General features: G+C 57.8%; 9 protein-coding genes and 5 tRNA genes. 5 read left to right on the forward strand and 9 right to left on the reverse strand.

Annotated elements, in window-relative coordinates:
* Positions 1 to 162: 162 nt before the first annotated feature.
* From G1E_RS25795 to G1E_RS25810, 4 genes are all read right to left on the reverse strand, one after another.
* Positions 163 to 3,927, reverse strand: a complete 3,765-nt coding sequence (locus G1E_RS25795; protein WP_009683633.1) for an RHS repeat domain-containing protein — start codon at positions 3,925 to 3,927, stop codon at positions 163 to 165.
* Between the two features lie 72 nt (positions 3,928 to 3,999).
* Positions 4,000 to 6,885, reverse strand: a complete 2,886-nt coding sequence (locus tag G1E_RS25800) for a hypothetical protein (RefSeq protein WP_009683632.1) — start codon at positions 6,883 to 6,885, stop codon at positions 4,000 to 4,002.
* Entirely contained in the window at positions 6,882 to 9,353 is a 2,472-nt protein-coding gene (locus tag G1E_RS25805) for a hypothetical protein (protein ID WP_009683631.1), read from the reverse strand. Before G1E_RS25805 ends, G1E_RS25800 begins: the two co-directional genes overlap by 4 nt.
* 88 nt (positions 9,354 to 9,441) lie before the next feature.
* Complete coding sequence (locus tag G1E_RS25810) at positions 9,442 to 11,268, reverse strand: hypothetical protein (RefSeq protein ID WP_033690525.1); 1,827 nt, start codon at positions 11,266 to 11,268, stop codon at positions 9,442 to 9,444.
* A 319-nt stretch (positions 11,269 to 11,587) separates the two neighbouring features.
* Between G1E_RS25810 and G1E_RS25815 the strand changes: the two genes are divergently transcribed.
* From G1E_RS25815 to G1E_RS25830, 4 genes are all read left to right on the forward strand, one after another.
* Positions 11,588 to 12,166: a hypothetical protein gene (locus G1E_RS25815; RefSeq protein ID WP_125855286.1), complete on the forward strand. Its 579-nt coding sequence runs from the start codon at positions 11,588 to 11,590 to the stop codon at positions 12,164 to 12,166.
* Positions 12,167 to 12,219: 53 nt separating this feature from the next.
* Positions 12,220 to 17,238: an RHS repeat domain-containing protein gene (locus tag G1E_RS25820; protein WP_165944140.1), complete on the forward strand. Its 5,019-nt coding sequence runs from the start codon at positions 12,220 to 12,222 to the stop codon at positions 17,236 to 17,238.
* A gap of 236 nt (positions 17,239 to 17,474) precedes the next feature.
* Positions 17,475 to 19,988, forward strand: a complete 2,514-nt coding sequence (locus tag G1E_RS25825; RefSeq protein WP_033690523.1) for a fimbria/pilus outer membrane usher protein — start codon at positions 17,475 to 17,477, stop codon at positions 19,986 to 19,988.
* 44 nt (positions 19,989 to 20,032) lie between these two features.
* Entirely contained in the window at positions 20,033 to 21,112 is a 1,080-nt protein-coding gene (locus G1E_RS25830) for a fimbrial protein (RefSeq protein ID WP_009683626.1), read from the forward strand.
* Between the two features lie 97 nt (positions 21,113 to 21,209).
* On the opposite strand, the gene G1E_RS25835 is transcribed toward G1E_RS25830, so the two are convergent.
* From G1E_RS25835 to G1E_RS25855, 5 genes are all read right to left on the reverse strand, one after another.
* Positions 21,210 to 21,285 (reverse strand) — tRNA-Gly (locus G1E_RS25835).
* Positions 21,286 to 21,339: 54 nt separating this feature from the next.
* Positions 21,340 to 21,415, reverse strand: a tRNA-Gly gene (locus G1E_RS25840).
* A gap of 3 nt (positions 21,416 to 21,418) precedes the next feature.
* Positions 21,419 to 21,494, reverse strand: a tRNA-Glu gene (locus G1E_RS25845).
* 91 nt (positions 21,495 to 21,585) lie between these two features.
* Positions 21,586 to 21,661 (reverse strand) — tRNA-Gly (locus G1E_RS25850).
* Positions 21,662 to 21,665: 4 nt separating this feature from the next.
* Positions 21,666 to 21,741, reverse strand: a tRNA-Glu gene (locus G1E_RS25855).
* Positions 21,742 to 22,008: 267 nt separating this feature from the next.
* On the opposite strand from G1E_RS25855, the gene G1E_RS25860 reads away from it, so the two are divergent.
* A complete protein-coding gene (locus G1E_RS25860) occupies positions 22,009 to 22,776 on the forward strand; it encodes a hypothetical protein (protein ID WP_009683625.1) in 768 nt (255 codons plus the stop codon).
* Positions 22,777 to 22,819: the final 43 nt, after the last annotated feature.

A 22,819-nucleotide genomic window follows, 5' to 3' on the forward strand; every position in this document is an offset into this window, starting at 1 on the left:
GGCGATCGGCTGCAAAGGGGTCTCAAGCGTTTGAGTGCTCGACATTAGCTTTACACCCCGATCTTCACAGCAGCTGCTTCATGCCTCCTGGCCTGACAGCCTGTCCAGAGGGTCGTAGCTGTAACCGCCACCATCGTAGCTGCTCAGACGCCCCAAGGCGTCTTATGTCAACACCTTGCCCCTGTCATCGACCTTCATGTTGCCGTCCTCATCATATTCCAGGGTGAAGTCGGCATAGTCTGCATGCGTGTTAGTCACACCCGTCAGCTGGGCAGGGTCGTCATTTTCAAACAGGTACGTGGCCTCATTTGAGTCTTTACTACCGTCCTCTTCTTCGAAATCAGTCAGTACCCAGGTGATATTGTCGAGCGCATCAAAATTGAAGTACTGCTGACGAATGGTTTTACCAGCCGGGTCTTTCGGGCTGTGGGAAAGCAATCCGTCACAGGCATACTCCTCGAGGCGACCACGCCGGTCATATCTGTAACTCTCCTCACGCAAGGCACTACCATTTTCGGACAGGCGTTTGAACGTGATCTGGTCAAGCAGGCTGTATTCCTGCTCCAGCTCCTGAATCCCTTGCACCAGCAGCCCCGCTGTGTCCACCAGCGCCTGCACACCATCATTGGCAAACTGGAAACCTTCGATCGGTGCCTCGACCACGGTATTCAGGAACACGAATCTGCGCAGGCACTCCCGCCCCTGGTGGTCATACTCAAGTTCCGTGGCCAACCCTTGTGTACCGTCGAGCGTGAGAATGCATTGGGTATTGCTCAGCCCATCGTAGAAGAACCGGCTGCTGGTAGACCCCAGCGCAGTCTGCTCCAGCAGGCCACTTGCGTAGTAGGCATAAGTCTGCGTCTGACCGAGAACATCTTTATAGAACAACTGGCGCCCCAACAGGCTGGTGCCATATTCCATTGACCAGGTCTCGTTTCCGATCGTGCGGGTTTCCTGCTTGATCTGGCCTGTACTGAAATAGGCGCGGGCAAGCTCTTCGCCCTCCTCTTTACACCAGGTGAGCCGCGCGTTATGCGGGTCGAATTCATAATCCGCCTGGCGGCCCGGAATGCGCCGCACTTGAGGCTCCTCACCCAACTGCGGAAGGTACTGGTACTCGATGACATTGCCGGCGGCCGTCTTCACTTTGCTTGGTTTGGTCTGGCCTGGCTCGTACTGCATGTGGCGAGCCCGCCCCCCGGTGATGGAGGTAATCATTCGGTTAAGGCCGTCGAAAACCTGCTCACCCAGCACGATGCCACCGACGCTGATACTGATCGGCAGGTCTTCACTGCTGTGCAAGGCATAGTCGCGATGCACCACAGACCTGTCTGCCAGGGTCTGGTCCACCAAACGCCCGAACACGTCATAACTGGAGCGGGTGGTGGTGTCGCGTGCATCGATTTCGCGCACATTTCGCCCCAGCCCGTCATAGAAATACTCATGTTTGGCATACAGCTTGTTCGCCAGGTCGAATCGCCGAACCAGGGCAGGTTGCTCAAACAAATTCAGCCAGGTAGTGGTTTTGCCCAGGCTCATTGTGCCATCGGCAGATTCACTCCACACGGTCTGGGTAGGCAGGTTGCCATTGGGATCCGCACCGAAAGGGTTAGACCCGATCAGGTCTTGCTCTTGGTACCGCTTGACTCCATCCGGACCGATTTCGCACCGCTGCTGCCCCCAGTCGTCGTATTCATACCGGGTCGCCAACGGCATTTGCTCGGCGCCTTTCCAATCGTATTCGACTGCTTCGGTCAACTGGTCAAGCTCATCGTAGGTAAACGCATTAATCGGGCGGAAGACCTGGCGCAGAAGGGCATCCCCACCGTCGACGTCGGCATCATGACGCTCCTCCCTGGCCACTCGCCCCAGGCCATCAATGTACGAGCGGACAGCAACTCCTTTAACATCCACTCGGCTTTGCAATGCCTGGCCACCGACCCCGCTCACAAGCCCGTATGCGTAGGTACGGGACGCCTTGTACTTATCGTCATTGGGCGACACTGTTTCCCGAATCACACGGCGCAGAGCGTCGTAGGCGTACTCGATCTCAATATCGTTGTCATCGCGATTCAGAATGGGCTCGCCAATCAGTATCGAATCCTTCAGCGTGATTACCTTGCAAACATTGCGCGGCAGGCCGGTCACTGGGTCGATCTCGCCATTATCGAAACCCGTCACCTGCTGCTCGGTCACCAATACAGGGTGCCCACCAAGGTCATCCGTGCTGTAAGTAAAAGCGGTATTGGTGCTTTTACCGCCCATGGTCAAGGTTTGCAGCAACGGGCGCCCATGGCGCAGCAGGTCGGTGGCAACATTGACCGGGCGCGTGGTAGTGACCTGCAAAGGCGCCTGCTCTACCCCGTCAACCACTTCCAACAGGCTTTCCTGCGTCAGCACCAACCAATCGGACGCGGGCAGTTTGGCGGAGCCAGCCGGGTAGACCACGCGGGGGAGCGCTTCAAACTCGAAGCGTCGACGCAATACCGGTGCAGGCTCGTCGCCACCCTCTGCAGGGTATTGTGTCACGCTCTTCGGGTTGCGCACGAAACCGTCCGGATCATCTTCGGCCGGGTAGTACTCGGTAACGGTACGCTGCCCGGTGGGCAAGGTCTGAGTGATCAGATTGCCATGCAGGTCATACTCGGTTCTGGTGGCAGGCTCCTCGCGTACCCGAGAGGCATCCCCCTGCACTGACCATCTGCTGCGTTGTTCCAGCGGTAGCTGGAAGTTGCTCGGCTGATTGTCGAATTCAGTTGCCGGATTACCGTGGTACGTGGTGGTGCTGGCGAGTTGGTTCTTGCCTTGCACAACGACCTCACTCACCTGCAAGTGGAAACGGTTGTAAGTACGCTCGGTGGTACGCAACACCTGATCCGTGCCATCCGCGCCCTTGCCCCATTGGTGGGTCGTACTTGCATACCGGTAATTGGACCTGGCGCGATAAAGGTTGTCTTCGCCATCGTCACGCCAGGTGACATTGCTGCCATTACCTACAAAATTGTGCGGGGCCTGAATACCCTCATGCAAGATGGTATAGGTGTAGGTGGTTTTCATCGACGGCTGGGCGGCGCCAGGGTTGACTGCATGAGAGGTTACCCGCGGTATCGCTGCCCGCGTCCCTCCCCCTGGCAGCAGGTGGCCGGTATCGCCATTCTCCCCATAGCGAATATCTTCCACACTACCGTAGGGTGTCGAAACCTTGGCCAGGCAAGTCAGCCCATTGGCGAGGGTGTATTCAAAACGCCAGTTGCCACCAGCTTCACCTGGCAAGTCAACTTGGCGCAACTCCCCATCGACCAGGCTGAGCTTGTACTCTGCGACCGGTTTGCCATCATTGGCATAGGGGTGCAATTTGAGGTTTACCGTGCTGCCATAGCTGATTTCCAGCAATACCAGGCCCGTGCCGTCGGCAATCCGCTCCAGCCGTTGATTATTGTCATACTTCAACAGGATACGATGGCCCGATGCCGCTCGAACTTCTGAAGGCAATGCAACTAGATTATCCCTGGTACCGTACTCGCTCAGGATTTCTTCCATGTGGGATTTGTGAACCACACGATACTGTTTCTTGCCTTCTACACTCTCCTCGAAAAAGCGGAACGTTTCGAGCTTTCTTTCTTTAATGCCTGGCTCGTTGCCAGACCCAGTCACCCGGAAACTTTCGCCGGTATGAAGCCGCAACATGCGAGTTGTCGGAATGTATTGGGTAAGTTCGATATACCAACCCTGGCCAAAGCCAGTATTTTTGTCGCTGAATGGATTGAATACCAGGCGAATCGGCAGGTCTGGGCCAGCTTGATAGTTACCGACAAGGGGGGGCAGGTTGATACTCATCGCATACTGGCCAGTGCGCGGATCGACCGCATTCTGGACAAAACCCGACGCATTGAATGCATTGGAATGAACTACTGTTTCAATAGCCATATTATTAATCATCCGAAGGAGGTTGTGTCGCAGCTCACCCGAGTGCCCATGTGCGCTGAGGTGAGCCATTGCTCAACGAATCGAGAGTTTCAGGACGTCGCGATGGGTAATGCCCGCCCTTTCTTCTTCCGCCGTGACGGCAAACGTAAACTTCAATGGATGCGTATTACCCTCCACATCCAGCAGGGTAAACTCCAAGTCCCGTTCCAATGCCTTGCGATAACCTGGATCTTCAAGACCACAGGACAGCACAAACCCTGAATCCCGCTGCAGGGTGATCATCAATTGCCCGGCACCCGGCTTTGCGCCTAGCACCCTATCTGGCAATGCATAGGCCCGATTCTTGGCCATGCGGTAGAGCAGCCCGTCGAACAACAGTTCGTCCTTTACCTGGCCATTACTCGACTCGAATGAGAACCCGGTAAAGCTGACAAAGTCGTCGTCTTGGACAGGGGGGGTAGACGAGCCCGGCTGCCACGACCAACGCACAGCCGATTTTCTATCGGTATCCTTGATAAACAGTCGTGCAAACTTGGTTATCCGGCCTTCTTTGATAACGTGCTCAAGCAACCAGTTGTCTGTACTGGTGTCGATGTAAGCGAACTCATCCCCTTCAGACGGTGACGTATCCCCCGCCACACGCGTGCGCTTGAAAGAGTACAGCTCCTGGGTAAAGGACGGAATGTCCTGCCCGCGCAATTCCAGTTTACCCTTTTCGCCAAGGTTTTCAGACGTAACCACTTTCCCTGTCAGGGTGTTCTGTATCGAGGCAATCACCCCGATCACCCCCGGCTTACGTGAATGCAGGAAAAACCGGCGATTTCTGGCCCGCAAAGGCGCGCTACCTCCAACTTGCAATCCAGGTTGACGCTGGATATCGTTGGCAACCCTGTTGACCGCCCAGTCTGGCGCGTCATCATCTCCGGCAGCCAAGGCTTCCTCCAGCGGCGCCAGGAACGGCAGATCGTTGTTGTTATCAGCATTCAAGAACTTCAATGTGGCCAGATCGGCGTCGGAGATCTCGACCGGGTTACCATTGCTATCATCGGCAGCAGCAACGGTGACCTCGACTTCGACTTGCTGCCAACCATTGGCGTAGCACTGCGGTGCACCGATGGCTCTAAGTTCGAAATTGGCAATGGTCTCCCATGACAATAGACCGGCTGTTTTGTCCTGCCGGCTTTGGCTGAACTCCACGATGGCGTAGCCAGTGCCCCCCATGCCGTCAGACGCAGTGACCACCGCAACCGGTAACTGCGGGCTTTGCGGGGGGATGTATACGCTCTCCTTGAATTCACCCTCCCCATGTACCGTCCAAGTCACAGCACGACCAAGGTTTTGCTCGAACGCCTGAGACATTATCGTGAACGGTATAGGCTGCATCGACAGCCCCTGTGCGACGTGGAACGGAACCACGTTCAGGGCCGCCTGCCAGCGGATCACCAACACCGCACCTTCGGCGCTATCCCCGGTCAGCCGGTTGGTGCAACGGATCCGCTGGACCTTGAAGAAACCGAAGTCACCGTCAGGCGGATAGGGCGTGAAAATGGCCCGACCATTACCTTTGTTGTCCAGGTCCCCTAGCGGCTGATCGAGCGGTTGAACCCGATTTGTGCCGTTGGACAGAAGCACCGCCTCGACCAGGCTCCACTGCAGGCTACCGCCGTCGGCGCTGGAAGCACGGAGTTCGATCGGGGCTTCACTTGGCATCCACGTGGCAACACGCGGTGCTACGTGTACCGTACGAGCGCTTTCCACTACCAACGCGTGGCTACGCACCGGATCACCGCCGTCAGGCGAAGTTGCGGTTACCAGCACCATCTGCTGGTCCTGCACAAAACTGGCTGCAGGGGTTGGGCTGTAGCTGGCGCCATTGAATGTACCAACCGCCTTGGGGCGCATCAGGTTGGTGGCCGCCCACAGTACCTGGCCCGTTGCGCCGTCAGCAGTGAACTCGATGGGCTGCCCAGTTACCACATTCGCGAAGGCAGGCTCGACCGCTACCGCGCCCGCTTTTTTTTGCCAGTTTCCGGTCACGACAAGATCTACGCCAGGGCTTGCTGCCCGTATCACGAATTCATGGCCACTGGGCAGGCTGAAGGTACTCAGCACATCCTTGACCTGGCCCGCCCCCAGCTCCGCAATATCTGGTACAAGGATCAGCGTACCCGGCAGATCGCTCGCACCCTCGGCAATCGGATAAGGGAAGTCGGTGCCTGGGGGTAGCTGCCCCCCTGGGCGCAAGTCGATGCCCAATTTCATGAAAACCAGCACAGCACCGTCCCCGTACCGAGGGCTCCCTTCGCTTTGCCCCCAAGGTGCGGCCATGGTGTTGACCATGAACTGCTCCGGGCTCAGCGGGTAGTAGTCGTCCATGACGAAACTGCCCAGGGAATAGGTATGCTGGTACGCCCGCATATAGCTGATCGATTGCTGCAGGTGCCGGCCAAGCATGGCCTGAGCATAGGGGGTTGGCCCAAGGTTGGTGGAGTAGCTGACCGCACTGCCAAGGTCCAGTTCCAGTTGGGTGTACCGGCTACCCTTGGGTCGGCCGACCCGCAGTTCAAGCGGCGCTTCTACCCGATAGCCCATGGCTTCGGTAAGGGTAAGGCTTTCCACCACGCGCCTGGGTGTGCCAGGTAGCTCCAAGACCCGCATGTACTCCCCGGCGAGAATGTTCATCCGCACCGTCAGGCCCGAGCCGACCCCTGTTGCATGTTCAAAGCTGACTTGGGGCGCCCCCAGCACCAGCCCTTCCAGCGTAACGCCGATTCGCTCGCCCTCATCGAGGTATGCCTCGAGATGGATAGGGTTCATCGCACCGAAGTTACCGAGTGCGTCCAGGTATTGTTCACGAAGCACCAAGTCAAGGAGGCTGCGGTCCAGGGCAAGCACCCCCCCCCAATCGTTGCGTACAGAGGTTTTCTGCTCTTCCGGCAAAGCAAGCCTACGGTTCATCTCACACCTCCCTGACCCCATTGGGAATCTTGACGCCGTTGAGGGTCTTCGTCATCGGACTCGGGTATGAAGGGGAATGGCAAGACGACGTAGTCGTGGGCGGTAGGTGAATTGGAGCCGATAGAAAAGGCCGATATGATTACGTACTGGTCGTTCGCATCCTTGTCGCGCACATAGACTTGGGTAGTCGGGTCGACGTACCCACTGCCGCGAAGTACAGTCCATGTGATTGGCTCGGGAGCCCTGACCTTCTGGTAATTTTGATCAATCGTGTAGAACGGAAGCGCCACATCGCCCTCGTTCGTGACTTCTGGCTCCATCCAGTAACTCGCGTTCCTGGCGCCAACGATCAGCATGTCTATTTGCGCTGAGTGGCCTCCTGCCACAGATCGAACGGTGACCTCATCCAGGCGCAGCACGTTGTAGGGAGGAGGCTTGGTCGTGTCAATAGGCAGGCTTAAAGGTGCGGTATATTTGTAACCCCCGGGGTTCCGCGGATCGTCATCCGGGGCGACTGTGCCCAGTTCGGGAGCATCCCAAGTCACTGCACCACCGTCGGGGGTACCCGCGGACACCGGAAAGGATCTGCCTACACCCACCACCGCCACCCAGGGGTTGACGGTAATCTGGCTTGGTACAACGCTAACCAGTGCTCTGCTTACCAGCTCCCCACTGGTGGCCGTTACGATCAACCGGCGTTGTCCTTCTGTCAGCAACGCGTCATCGGAGGGGGCCGTATACCGTCCTACCGACGGGTCTTTGAACGAACCTGTGTCGCCGGTTTCGCCAGGGAGGTTACTCACGGTCCAGTTGACACCGGTCGACGCAGGCGAAACGCTGAATTCGATGACCCCACCCCTTGCCACGATCGACTCCGAAGGGCTTATCAGCATCGTGGTGCGCTTGGGCGCCAGGTTGCCGAGTAGGGTCAGGTCGGTCGGCAGGGACACGTCGCGCGGTTCGACAACGTTCTCACCACGGAAGAGCAAGTTGTTCAGACGCAAAGCGTCGATTTCAAACCTAATTTTTTGGAGGGCATCAAATTGCTCCTGATACCGAGGTCTCAATAGGTCCGGCAGCTCAGCTTCTATTTCTTTTGCCATCTCACGCCAACGGTCGTTGTGTGAGCCGCCAGGGATATCGACACGATAGTTTGCAGATGAACTGTATTGATCCAACTCAAAAACCAGTTTCGCCCGCCCATCCACTACATCAATATTGAACTTATACCCCAGCCCAACCGTCAGATCCGCATAAATCCCAAAACTTTCTTGCCCCGATCCCCATTTACCCCACCAGATGGCGTTAACGCTACCCACGCGCCCAGACGAACGAAGGTGCCCCTTGAGCATCCTTTGTTCGAATATGAGTTCACTTCCCTCTTCAAAAACCTCTGGTTCAAGAGCAGTTACTTTCATGTGAGTTTCCCACGCTTCCGACCCCATCCCGCCAGATCTTTTTTTTGCTATCTCAACCGTCGTACTGAAGGTGGAGCCTGAATTGGCGACCAGTTTGAAGCGTTCACCAGGCAGTTCTTCTACATCAAATCGCCCTTTCGTAATTTCATTCTGCTCGAAGCCCAACTGAAAAATCTGGCTGGCCATAAACTTGTTAGAAAGTACCAGGTTACTCGTATACGGCTCTACCGCAGCGGGCAACATGTACAGCATCGCATCATCGTCAAAGGGTAGGCGACCAACCTCACTGCCTTGCATGGCAACAAAAACAACCACCGCGCCTTCACCAAAATTCTCGGAACCGAGCAAAGCGCCTCCCGGCGCCGCATGAGTGCGAATAGCAAAAACTCCTGGGTTTATAGGCGAGTTAGCATCAACGATCATCTCGCTGAGCGGGAACTCTGTCTTCTCCTTACCCCACTTATCCAATTGCTCCTTGAAATAATCTCCCAACCGGTCCTTCTCTTGCCCTGTGCCCCCTCCACTGAAGGAAGGATTCAAGCCATCCTTCAAATCGAGCAACACCTTGCCGCTATCATTAACGGAACCCTCTACAGCCCTCAGCTCAATGTCCATGTCCAGTATCCCGCGAGTGGCGGCATTATAGACAGTCAGTGCGGTTACGCTCCTGATTTTCTTGCCATCCTGAGGCGTGTCAATCACTTCAAGATGCGTTCCGCCCACCAGGCGCATCTGCAACTTACCCTTGGAAAATCCGATAGTTGCGTTTTCAAAAGAGAGCCGAGGCTTGTCGAGTACCAGGCCATTGAGAACATGTTTGATACCGTTGCCTGAGTCAACCTCACCGGGGTCCAGCTTGGGGAAAAATAGATCCTCGATGGTGATACGGTCAATGTACTCTTGCGTCAGCAGGGCATTGGTCGCCGCCCTGTCAAACACCAGCAGCGCATCCCACTTGAAGGTTTGCGGGCCCTGTTCCATTGTACGCAGAAAATCTTCAAGCGATTGAATACCCACGGCTTGAGCCCGCACAGGTGCTTTACTGTTCATTTATATTTAACTCCATGTGACACGCGTTAATCAGCGCAACGGCACGCCGCCCCTAAAGTTGGCCAGCGCGGCCAGTTGCACCGGCCATTTATTTAGAGTGCTTGGGAATCAGCCGCAGCGAGCGAAGCTTGTGCCAACTATCACCCTGATCGAAACTGACTTCCCCATAAACGGTGTACTGCTTGTCTTCTTCCAGCTCGTTATACGTTGCAACACTTAACCACTGTTGTATGCGCGCATTGGCGTATTCACCGGCAGTGACCGGCACTCGATTACGTAATACGGCGCCGCTTTGAATGGCCAGCGTGAACAGTTGCCCAGGTGCCGCGAAAGGCCAAAGCAGCACCCCGGATACTTCAAGCATTGCACCGTTAGCTGAGAGCTTGCTCCGCCAAAGTTCGCCGTTGCTCTCGGCTTGCAGGCATTTGACGTTGTTATCGATGACCAGCGGCTGGACACGCAAATCCACCGCATCAGAAGGTGCCGAGCGCACATTGTTTTCATCTACGATGTGGTAGAACACTTTGAAACGCCTGCTGTGGTCATCGCCAGGCTGATGCATGTTCGCGGCGACCACGCCAGGGTCGATCTTGAATCTTCGGCCGTCACCCGCCTCGGGTGTGTCGATCACCTGCTGGCCGTTGTGCTCATAACCATCCCAGTGAACCTCGAAGCGTTCGCCTGGGCGCAAGGGCACATCCGGTACCGTTACATAAGCCCCAAGAATCGCAGTGTCCGCCACCAGCTTTTGCCTGCCAGGGCCATCCTCTTCGGCGCGCTCGATACGTGGCGCAGCAAGGTTGCGTGCCGTCTCGAACACGACGTCCAGGCTATGCGAAGTCAACGCGTGCCCCGCGCGGGCAACCTGATAGAAGACTTGATGTTCACCCGGCTCAAGCAAATCTACGTCAATCCGGAATACGGTCTCATTGCTTTGCAGGCTGCTCGTGTCCATGCGGGCAAACTGCACTTCAGACTCGAGCGCCTGGGGCCTCTTCCAGTGCAGCAAATAGTGATCACCTACTTGAACATTTGGCTCTGTAGGTACCCGAACGATCAAGCCATCCGGGAACATGCCAGGGTCAAGCGCCCCCCCCGTGAAACCATCGATCGTGGCCGCAGGCAACAGGTCAGCGGGGCTTGGCGCCCTTGCTACAGCCATTTCCTGGACAGGAGAAAGCACTTTTTCGCCATTACCGGACAGCGTAATCGTGTATTGGAACTCTACCCGGCCATCCTGAACACGCATGAAGTGCGACTTGCCGACCTGCCACTGCAGCGGCTCACCGACATTGGCCTCGGTCACGTCGTGTCGCTCAGTTGCCGGAGGCGTAACTTCGTCCCCCGTAGCAGTGAACTTGCGCCCCACTAGCTCGATGCTGTCGCCGACCTGCATGGCCCGGTAGCTTGGCGCCAGCAGGCGCACGCCTTCAGACTCAAGGTCTGAAAGGACAATTACACGATCATGCGACTCCCGCGCCTGCGCCACCGCCAATGTTTCGGCAACCCCACCACGGTCGCGCAAACCCAGGTAACAAAAGATACGCATTGAATCCGGCGTGGCCTCATCTGCGTTTTCAACCTTGTAGGATAAAAAGGCCCACCCACCATCGTAAGGCTCGACAAAACGTTTGCCCACCTTGGCGGTCATGGTTCTTGTAGTGTCGTAATCCGCGGGCACCTCAACCACGGCATCAAGTTGATCAAACGGCGTACCGTCTGCGGCAATCCCGCGCCAGACCGGATATATGCTCTGACCGAACCGGATATCCGCGTCCTTGATAAGAAATTCCAAATGGTCGCCATTCAGGTTTTTTACGTCAATTTCCCCCCATGCGTTTCGCGCCGGGATTTCAGGAGCGGGGTTTAACTGGGGCTGATCGACCCCGCCATCGAATGGGCGTCGCATCACCATGAACATTCTCCTGGTGGGTTGAAGATGCCCTTAGTTTCACGGCGCACCGCTGCGATTGGCTACTGACAGAAATAACAGGTGGCACAGGGTACGCGGGCAAAAACCAGACCTGATAAATCTGCCAGGTGACAAAACAAAAAAACAGGTATGCCCTTGAAGCCTCCACTGATTATCCCGGCGCACCTGTTAATTCTGCCAGGTGCGGCGGTGCGGCGAGTTCAATAAGCTCCAGACAGACAAAACGCCTTGTTTGGCCCTGCAATGCAAACACCTGTCTTCTTTTATCTGTTCATACACCCTGAACAGGGAGCTTTGAGAAATGAATCAACTCAATGACCGCCGCCCCACGCTTCCGTCGGCCCTTATACAGGCGATGCTGACGATGCCGTTGTTGTTAAGCAGTGTGGCCGCCGATGCAGCCGATACCACCCGTTCGAACCTGGCGGATCCCACCCCCCTTCTCTCCCTCTACCAAACCGTGGACAACAACACCGAACCTGCTTGCGGGTTCGAGCTGCCGGAAGCGGGCAGCGGCACTACCGTGAAACTGCTCCCCAAAAAAGAGTGCCCGTCAGAAGCCAGGGAGCCTCACTCCATCCGCATTCGAAACGTGCCGATCAAATCGACGTTTCTGCTGACTGATAATGAGCGCTGTGAAAAGCTCGACAGTTCCTGGGTTGAGCTCGATACCAGCCGCGCCAATGCTTCGCTGGAAAAAATGGGCATCGACAAGATCTGGACCTACGCGGGCCGCCCGGAAAAACCGGGCTACCTGACCAACAGCGGCCTGGACAACAATGTGCCAAGCCGAGGCTTCCGAGTAATTGGTAAAGGTGACCCGATCAAGCAAGGAGATCTTACCTGCATCGTGGTCACCATCGCCCCGCGGAGCATCTGATCATGGCTGACACTCCCGGGGTACACAGCAACGCCAGCAACTTCCAGAGTTTCGTGCAAAACAATGTCGACCAACGTACGGGCCAGTACAACCTGGCCATTGACTTGCCAGTGCCGGCCGGTAACGACCTGACCGGCCCTGGGCTGCCCTTGCGCCTGTCGTACAGCCCGTTCAGCAATGAAGACTCAGGTTTCGGCACCGGCTGGCGCCTGGCAATGACCCGCTACGAGCCCGCTACCCGCATGCTTACCCTGCACACGGGGGAAAGCTACAAGGTGACAGGTACCGGGGCGCAACCCACCATTCGCGAAAAGAAAATTCACAGCTTTCATTTTTACGATGACGGCACTGCCGCCGATGAAGACAAGGGCCCCTACCGCGTGGTCCACAAGTCCGGCCTGGTGGAAATACTGACCCTGCACGATAAGCTCAACCCCATCGCCCTGCCGAGTAAAGTCCGGGCGCCTTCCGGCCAGGGGTTAACGCTCCACTACATTCCCGAGAGCCGCCGACTGGCCAGGATCGTCGATGACAATGGCACGCTGCTGCTGGAGCTGCAGTACACCGATGGCGCGGTCACCGTTGATACGCATCCAGGTGCAGGGGCTAACGGCCTGCCGTTCCTGCGCTACAGGCTCGAGCTGAAAAACCGGGCTTTGGTGGAAGTCAAACTGCCAGCTGACATCGGCGGTAACTGGCGCTTCGGCTATACCCGCGCCCATGGCCTGACCTGCCTTGCGAAAGTATCCACCCCCATGGGGGCTGTAGAAGAAATTCGCTACGGCGAGAACGGCGACCCGGGCCACGTACTGCCAAATACACAGCCGCAAAGAGTCTTGCCACGGGTAACCAGCCACGAAGTGAAGCCCCGCGCCGATCAGCCAACGCTGAAAACGACCTACACCTACAAGCACTTCGATGAGGACAACAACGTCGAGATGGAGCACAGTTATGTAGGTAGCAACAGCAATGTCAGTTGGCGTGACGACGGCGAGGACAACCTGTACCGGGCAAGTGCTAACTACCGCTACAGCGTCACCGCCCATTACTGGAAAGCGGGCAAGGTCGCCCGCACACAGACCCAGACGTTCAACCGCTATCACCTGCTGACCCGGCAAATATTGGAAGAAGACGGCCATATCGAAGAAACCGAAACCGAGTTCCACGAACGCGCCGGCGTCAGTTTCGACGATCAACCACGCTACTTCCAGCTGCCCAAGACCGTCACCAAACGCTATAAATTACGTGCTGACGCCAGCAAGCTTCGCCTGGAAACCGCGACTACCCTGTATGACGATTATGGCAACACCACTGAAGAGGTAGCCCCCACCGGCGTACGCACCACTTACGCGTACTACGACAAGGATGGCGAAAAACAGCACGGCGATGAAGGTGGCGATAACTGGGCCTGCCCGCCCGACCCCCAGGGTTTTGTGCGCAACCTCAAATGCAAGACCGTCTACCCCCTGCCAGGGTTGCCCGGCGGCGCCCCCATTTTCCGGAGCCGGTTGACCTACAAGGCCTACCCGGCGCTGTCCAGCCTGGGCCAAGCTAGCGAATGGCTTGCGCTTTGCGCAGAACAAACCGTGCAAGTATTCGATGTTCAACAGCCCGACGAGCGCGAAGTGCTACTGCTAAACGTGGAACGGGCTTACCTGAACATGCCAGACAATGCCTTCCTGCATGGTCGGCCGAGTTATCAGGTGACCACCCGTTACGGTGACGACAGCGCCAACCCAGTGCGCCGGGCCATCGAAAGCCGCACTTCACGTGTCGACTGGAGCTACTGCAAGGTCACCGACAAGGAGCACGGCCTGGAATACTGGACCGATGAAACCGTGTGCGGCTTTGACCTGGTGCAGAAAACGACCCGTTCAGCCGCATCTGGCCTGCATGGTCAAACGGTGTACGAAGAGGATGACACCGGCAACAGCATTCGCCGCATCTACGACCCGCTCGCACGCCTGAAGGAAGAAATTATTGCACCCGGCCAAGGCGAGGACGAGAGTAAGGTCATCCACCAGTACGGGCTGGTCAGCCATCCCGAGGAGGGCGCAGCCGGGCTGGCCTCGCAGTCGTCCACCGGCAGCACGGGCGTGTGCACCATCGTCACCTTCGATGGCTGCAGCCGGGTGGTGACCGAAGAGCGCGAAACGCAAGTTACGGATACCCCGCCAGGCGCTAGACCTTTGCGGCAACGTAAAATCGTTGCTCGGCGCACGTACGATGAACTTGGCCAACTAAGCGAAGAAACCACCTTTGACTATTACGACGACAAGACCCTGGAACTGACCTCCACCTTCGAATACGATGCCTGGAGCCAACTGTGCAAGACCACGCTGCCCAATGGCGCGACGCAACACAGTGAGTTTTCGCCGTTTGGTGAATCAGGCGACATCATTACCCGCTGGGTCGAGACAGCAGACAAACCGGGGGTTCGTCAACAGCAGCAGGTTACCGAAAGCAATAACTTCGACAAGCCGGCCTATCAATACCGGTTGGACGAAGCAGGCCAGATCGTTGGCCGCCAAGACTTCAGCTACGACGGCCTGGCGCGCTGCACCCGTGAAGAACACACCTTTAACCGAAACGGCAGGCCAGTCAGCCGAGTCAATCAGTACAGCTACGATTCTGAAGGCCGGGTAACCCGTAACGAGCGGCCCGACCAATCGGCTGTGCTCAGCCGTTTCGCGCTACACAGCGCTGCCCCGCTGGCCGAGCAACTGCTGGTCGAGCGACGCAAAGGCGCCCAACCCACCCTGGCCTGGCAGCGGGAGTACGATGGTCTCGAACGCCTGAAGACGCTGGCGGCCGGTTTGCAGCAAGAAGCCTACACCTACAAGGAAAACACCTCGCTGTTAGAAAGCCGCACCACGGCGCAGCGCACGTTCACCTACCACTATCGCCCCACCCGCTCAGCCCAGCCCAGCCAGATCGATGTGGGCACAGTGCCGAGCACAACGTTCGATTACGACAGCAAAACCTCAGCCATCAGTACAGCCAGCGATGCACAAGGCAAGCACAGCTATAGCTACACCGATCAAGGCTACCTGCTGAAAGCCCAATGGGAAGATCAGGATGCCAAGGGCTACCACTGCGACTACCGCCACTCGTTCCAAGGCTTGCCATTGGGCTACACCGAAAGTGACGGCGTTGCGGTAACCCACGCCTACAACGACCTGGGCCAACTGCTACAGACCCGTCAAGGTGACCTGGTTGCCTCCTTCGAGTACGACACGCTGGGGCGGCTCTGGAAAACTACAACGCAGGACTTGATCAACAAACAGAGGCTTGTGTGCGAGCAAACTTACGACCTTCTAGGCCGCGAGCACAAACGCGAACAAACCCTCACCCGGCAGGATGGCTCCACCCTCACCCTGCACATCGTACTGACGTGGCAGGAGGATGACCAACTAAGTAGCCGCGCACTTATCCGTGGTGGCGAACAACTGTTGCTGGAAACCTTCAACTACGATGCACTCGACCGGCTGGAGGAACACCGTTGCACTGGCACCGCCCTGCCGAAAAACGCGGCTGGGCGCGCTATCAAAAATCAGTTTTTCGTCTACGACGAGCTGAATAACCTCACAGAGTGCTACACCGATTTTGCCGACGGTGCAGCAGACGAAGCTTTCTATACCTACGACGGCTTCATCCTGACACGAGCGGAGCATTCCCTGCAGCCCGACTACCCGGCCAGCCAGGGGTTTGACTCCGATGCCGAAGGCAACCTGCTGAACGACGAGCAGGGTAACCGGCTGGTGTACGACGACCGTGGCCGCCTGAGCGAAGTCAAACGGGCGAGCGACGGGCAGCCTCTGTACCGCTACCGCTATGACGGCCACAACGACCTGATCGGCGTGCGCCAGGCGCAGGAGCCGGAAGTGTTGCGCCGCTACCAGGGCTACCGGTTGAGCAGCACACGCGAAGCAGACCTGCTGACCGAGTACCTGTACGCCGGCGAGCGCCCTTTGGGCTTGCAACGCCCGGCTCAAACCGCCGATAACCGGCTATTCGTAACCGACGCGGCCAACAGCGTGCTAGGTGAATGCAGCAGTGATGAACTGCACGACAACACGTATACCGCCTACGGCGATTCACCGGACAACGACCAGTTGGTGGGCTTGCTTGGCTTCAACGGTGAAGCCCGCGAACATGCGTTGGGCTGGTCACTGCTGGGGCGTGGCTACCGTGCCTACAACCCCGGGCTGATGCGCTTCCACAGCCCGGATCTCGCGGCGCCTGAGGTTGCAGGCATCAACCCGTATGTGTACTGCGGCGGCAACCCGGTCAACTGGCACGACCCGAGTGGCCATTACGGCATGCGACACAGCATGGAGCAGCCCTACATCCCACCCAAACCCGTGAAGCCCATAGCCGACTGGCGATCCTGGCTTGGCTTGGCGATGAGCGCTGCGTTTGCGGTAGTCAGCTTCTTGCTTCTGCCGCCGGTAGGCCTGACCATGCACTTCGCGCTCGGCGCAGGCAGCCTTTTAATCGACCTTTACACCTTTGGGAAGCGTTTCGAGGAAACTGTGAAAGGGAGCGAGCCGGATGAGTCGCTGTTTTTGATGGATACTGCCAGTGGGGGTACTACGTTCGCGTTGCTTCTTTATCAGTTGTTGAAATCGAAGGGGGCGAAAACACCTATCATTACTAAACGCGCTGCATCGTGGGGAAGACGACGGAAGGATGGATTCGGTGGAGACTTTTTTGTCAAGCAACGCCTGCCAGGTCTCGGAGGACGCAATGCAATGGCCCGTTCGAAATACATATCTACCAACCAAAAAATGTATCTTCCTGTCAGCGAAGCTCCCTCAGCTTATGATTTAAACCGTCAATCCGTAACATTCTCAGATAAAGTTACGGTATTGGAACCACAGCCTATTCCGGTCACAGCAACCATTGAACCTTCACCGATCAAAGCGGTTGATTTAGTTGATGAAAAAACCGTAGTTATTACTACACCGAGCTCGCCAACAAAAAAATGGCCGGCCGTTATCACCACTCCCCCCGGGAATTACAACCGTCATGGGTGGCAAACCCCTGCGGAGAGGAAGTGGAAAGTATGACTAGCTAAACAACGCCTAACAATTCAAACCTTGCGGCAACCCGTTACGCAAAATGATATCCGACTCTAAGGGCGATATAAAACTCGGACATCAGAGAGGAGTATCCAAGGTATTTTTAGGAATTTTCCTACATTGGGTCGTGGAAAATCCATATACCTTGGCACCCCTGCTCCTCTCAAGGCAGCAGCCCCACTTTCATGGCCCTGCACACCACAATCACTTTACGGTGTATAAATATGCCAAGCCCCAACAGGCATCGAATATTGCCGAAGCGTAGTCGCTTAGCCTTGATATTATCAGTTGTCGGTTACGTATTATTGCATGTTAGTAGCACTTCAATCCGAGCTGAAGAACACCCCCTGCAATTCAACCCCAACTTCATGCGCCAAGCCCCTGGGCAATCCAGCGACGCCAGCATAGCTGCCCTGAACACCCTGGCTGCTCAAGCCTCCCTGGCGCCCGGCCGCTATCAGGTTGAAGTGCTGGTCAACCTGGCCCCTGCGGGCAAGCACGAAATCGAGTTTCGTGAAGGCAGCGACGGCAAGGGCCTGGAGCCCTGCCTGAGTGCCAGCCTGCTCCGCGAGCTGGGCCTGCGTGAGCAGGCGCTGGCCGAGCCTTTGCCCACCGACGCGCGCTGTGTAGACCTACCTACGCTAGTGCCCGATGCCACCTACGACCTCAACCCTGGCCAGCTGCAACTGGCGTTGTCCATCCCGCAAGTGGCCCTGCGCCGCGATGTGGCCGGCAGCGTGGCCCCCGAGCGCTGGGACGACGGCATCAATGCCGCCTTCGTCAGCTACCAGGCCTCTGCACAGCATTTCAGCGGCCGCACCGGCACCTCCAGCAGCCAGGACCTGTACCTCAATGGCGGTATCAACCTAGGCGGCTGGCGCCTGCGCAGCAGCCAGAGCTGGCGCGACGACGGCGAAGGCCAGGATTGGGTGCATTTCAACACCTATGCCCAGCACGACCTGCCCGGGCAGTGGGGTACGCTCACCCTGGGCGAAACATTCAGCAGTGGCGACGTGTTCCGCAGCCTGCCCATCAAAGGGGTACAGCTGGCCACCGACATGGGCATGCTGCCCGACGTGATGCAAAGCTACGCACCCGTCATTCGCGGCGTAGCCCAGACCCGGGCCAAGCTCGAAGTGCTGCAGAACGGCTACCCGATCTATTCCACTTACGTTGCCCCCGGCCCATACGAAATCAACGATCTGGGCATTGGTGGCAGCAGCGGCGACCTGGAAATCGTCCTCACCGAAGCCGACGGCCAGGTGCGCCGCTTCATCCAGCCCTATTCCACCCTCAGCAACCTGCTGCGCGAAGGCGTGTGGCGCTACAACCTGGTGGCCGGGCGCTATGACGGCGCCGACGGCATCGACAACCCCGCACTCTGGCAAGCCACCCTGGCCCGTGGCGGCCAGTGGGGCACCACCCTGTATGGTGGGCTACTGGGCAGCGAGTACTACGACGCTGCCAACCTTGGCATCGCCCGCGACTTTGGTACCTTTGGCGCAGTATCGCTGGACGTGACTCAGGCCCGTACCGATCTTGGCGAGCAAGGCGGCCAGGTACAGGGGCAGAGTTATTCAGTGCGCTATGGTAAAGCCTTCCAGACCGGCACCAGCCTGCGCTTTGCCGGTTACCGCTACTCCACAGAAGGCTATCGTGAGTTCGACGAAGCCGTGCAGCAGCGCAACGCCTCCAGCCGCTACCAGGGCAACCGCCGCAGCCGCCTGGAAAGCTCGATCTACCAGTCGTTCAACAACCGCAACTCGCTGAGCCTGACCTTGTCGCAGGACGATTACTGGCACACCAACCGCCAGCGACGCCAGTACCAGTTCCAGTTCAATACTCAGTATCGCCGGGTCAGCATCAACCTGTATGCCTCGCAGTCGTTGAGCGACGACAACGGCAGCGACCGCATCGTAGGCTTGGGGGTCACCATCCCGCTGGACTGGGGCACGTCAACGACTGCCAGTTTCGACGTGCAGGAAAGCAACGGCCACTTCAGCGAACGCGCCAGCTTGAACGGCGGCTCGCAGGACAACCGCCTGAGCTACCTGGCATCGCTGGCCAACGACGAACAGCAGCGCAAGACGGCGTCGGTATCGATGGGTTACCAGACGCAAAAGGTGAACGTAGGTGCCGGCTACACCGAAGCGGACGACTTCCGCAGTGTTTCGGTCAATGCCAGTGGCGCGGTGCTGGCACATGCCGGCGGCATCGTGCTGGGGCAATACCTGGGCGAGACCACGGCGTTGGTGCATGTACCCGATGTGCCCGGCGTAGGTGTCGACAATGTGCCTGGCGGCAGCACCGACAGCAGTGGCTACATTCTTGCCCCCCACATGCGCCCCTACAGGGTCAACCAAGTCACCTTGCAAACCGACCAGCTCGGCCCTGGTGTTGAAATCGAAAACGGCGTTACGCAGGTTGTGCCCCGCCGAGGGGCGGTCGCCCTGGCGGCATTCAAGGCGCAGCAGGTAAACCGCCTGATCCTGACCCTGCAGCATGCCGACGGCCGCCCGTTGCCCTTCGGCACCCAACTCAATGACAAGCAGGGCAAGCACCTGGCCGTAGTGGGCCAGGCGGGCCAGGCGCTGATTGCAACAGATGCCCAGGCGCAAACCCTGGAAGCGCGCTGGGGCGAGCGCGCCGGACAGCGCTGCTTGTTCAGCATCGACCCTGCAACCATGCCAGAAGAGCAAGGCTATCGCCTGCAGACTTTGCGCTGCCCCACTCCATGATCCAGCCCGTGCGCGCTGCCGCACGCTTGCAACAGGAACCGACCATGCCCCTTGTTTCGCGTTTGTTCATTGGCATCGCCGCTGCTGCGACGATGCTGACACTGCCAAGCCAGGCCCATGCCCTGGGATGCGAATGGCCAACGACCACAGGCCCGATGCAGTTCACGCACAACATCTCTGGCATGAGGTGGGTGGCCCGTGATGCCCCGGTGGGTAGCAAGATCTACTCCGCGACAAGCACCGGGATAGCAGGCCCCGGTTTTGCGTTGAACTGCGACAACGACGGGAGTTTGGCACTGACGGCGAACATGGGCACGCCACTCCCTGTAGCCCCGGGGACCTTCCCTCCCGTTGACGGGAAGGATGTGACGGGCAAAGTGCTGCAAACCAGTATCCCGGGTGTAGGTCTGTACCTGGAACTGGGCGGTTTCCTCAACGGCACGGCCAGCAATACGTTCCAGGCAAACGACGGAGGTATTGGCGCTGTTCCTTATGTGGGTGAAAACCAGAGAAATATGGCACCTACACCGCTGGTGATGAGGAATCTCATCATCAAGTACATGGCCTTGATCAAGACAGGCCCCATCCCGGCTGGCATCAGCTCATTCAGTCAGGAAGTCGTCAGGGGCGTGGTCAGTGATGTCGGGGATGCCGTAAGGCTTACATTGGGCGGGCAAGTCCAGCTGGCCCAGTGCACGGTCAAGGCTGACGCGGTCAGCGCCAATCCGGTACAACTCGGTACTCACGACATCGCCGACTTCACAGGCCAGGGCAGCACAACCAACCCAGTGGATTTCTTCATCACACTCAGCGACTGCGAGGACGACCCGGCCGGCAGCGTTGCCCGCGCGTTCATGCGCCTGGACGGCGTAGACGGTTCAGTGCCGGTGGACCGGGACCTGGGCCTGTTCACCCTGACCACCGACTCGACCGCCGCTGGCATTGGCATTCAAGTACTGCGTAGTGACAACACGCCAGTTAAGCTGGAAGAGTACGTGGATATGGTGGGCCTTACCCCCGGCATCACGCGCCTGGACCTTCGCGCCCGGTATTACCAGACCGCAGCAACGGTTACCCCAGGCGAGGCCAAGGGCGCATTGAACTTCACCATCGAATATCGCTAGCCGGCCCTGCCATGGCTTGATCGCCATGGCCAGGGTTTTGATCAGGTAAAAAAAAACGCACCAAAGGAACGTTAAAATTCCTTGGTGCGTTTCATATTGGAGCGGGAAACGAGACTCGAACTCGCGACCCCGACCTTGGCAAGGTCGTGCTCTACCAACTGAGCTATTCCCGCGTTTGATACTTTTACAACCTACTACACCGTCATGAACGCCATAGTTTTGGAAACTGGAGCGGGAAACGAGACTCGAACTCGCGACCCCGACCTTGGCAAGGTCGTGCTCTACCAACTGAGCTATTCCCGCAAATGGCGTCCCCTAGGGGACTCGAACCCCTGTTACCGCCGTGAAAGGGCGGTGTCCTAGGCCACTAGACGAAGGGGACACACGACACTTTTCAGTGCACCAGAACATGAACCTCACGATTCAGCCTGGATTTTCTTTTCCCGCCCCGCCATCAGCGTTGCCGGAGAAACTGGAGCGGGAAACGAGACTCGAACTCGCGACCCCGACCTTGGCAAGGTCGTGCTCTACCAACTGAGCTATTCCCGCAATTTGGCGTCCCCTAGGGGACTCGAACCCCTGTTACCGCCGTGAAAGGGCGGTGTCCTAGGCCACTAGACGAAGGGGACACGCTGCTGGCATCGCTGCCTGCTTTCACTCCCTGCCGCGTTTCACTGTGTGCTTTACGCTGCAAGTGGCGCGCATTCTATGGATGCTTGATACAGGCGTCAACCCCTTTGTAGAAATTTATTTAAATCAATGACTTCCGGGTGGGTCGGGGTGCAGATGCGGGCTGGCTTGTCGATATAGAGAACGGGTTTGCCTGTGCCGCTATTCGCTCCGAGGCAAACTCACTACACTCAACGCTGTAATTCTTCTTCAATGAGGCATTAACGGTGACACCACTTCTGATCACCCTGCTCATCGTAGCGGGTATCGCGTTGCTGATCGTGATCGGCTACCTCAACAATGTGGTCGAGAACGGCAAGCTGGAGCGCGCCCGCCTGAAGATCGAACTGGCCGACCGCCTGCGCCGCTGCGGCGAAATCACCGAGACCTTCCCAGGCCAGTTCATGACCCCGGCGCTGAAGCTGCTGCTGACCCGCCTGGAGCTCAACCTCAACCAGCGCCAGCTGGCGGTGGACAAGCACAATGCCCAGTTGAAGGCACGCATGGCCGAACTGGAAGGGCTGATCGCCCTGGGTGAAAAGATCCCGGTGAACAACCCGCCCAACCCGATCCAGACCGAGGTCAAGGCCAAGGATGTGCGCTTCTTGCTGGAAGCACTGCACAACCAGGTGACCCGGGCCGCGCATGAGGGCTTCCTGCCTGCGCCGGAGGCCAAGCACTGGGTCAAGGAGATCCGCCACATTCTGGTGCTGCTGCATATCGAGTTCTTCAACAACCTCGGCCAGCAGGCCCTGCAGAAAGGCCAGCCAGGCCAAGCCCGCCTGGCATTCGAACGGGGGGTGCAGTACCTGCGCAAGCAGCCGGAGCCGAAGGTGTATGAAGAGCAGCTGACGTACCTGGAGAAACTGCTGGGCCGGGCCAACGCCCAGGTGCTGGACCAGATGGAACCGGCCGAGGACGAACACAACGAACTGACCCAGGGCCTCAAGACCGATGAGGACGAGACCTGGAAGAAGAAGGTGATGTACGACTGATCCGGAATTTGTTGTGGATTTGATGGCCCTATCGCCGGCAAGC

The sequence above is a fragment of the Pseudomonas sp. TJI-51 genome, assembly GCF_000190455.2.
GTDB lineage: Bacteria > Pseudomonadota > Gammaproteobacteria > Pseudomonadales > Pseudomonadaceae > Aquipseudomonas > Aquipseudomonas juntendi.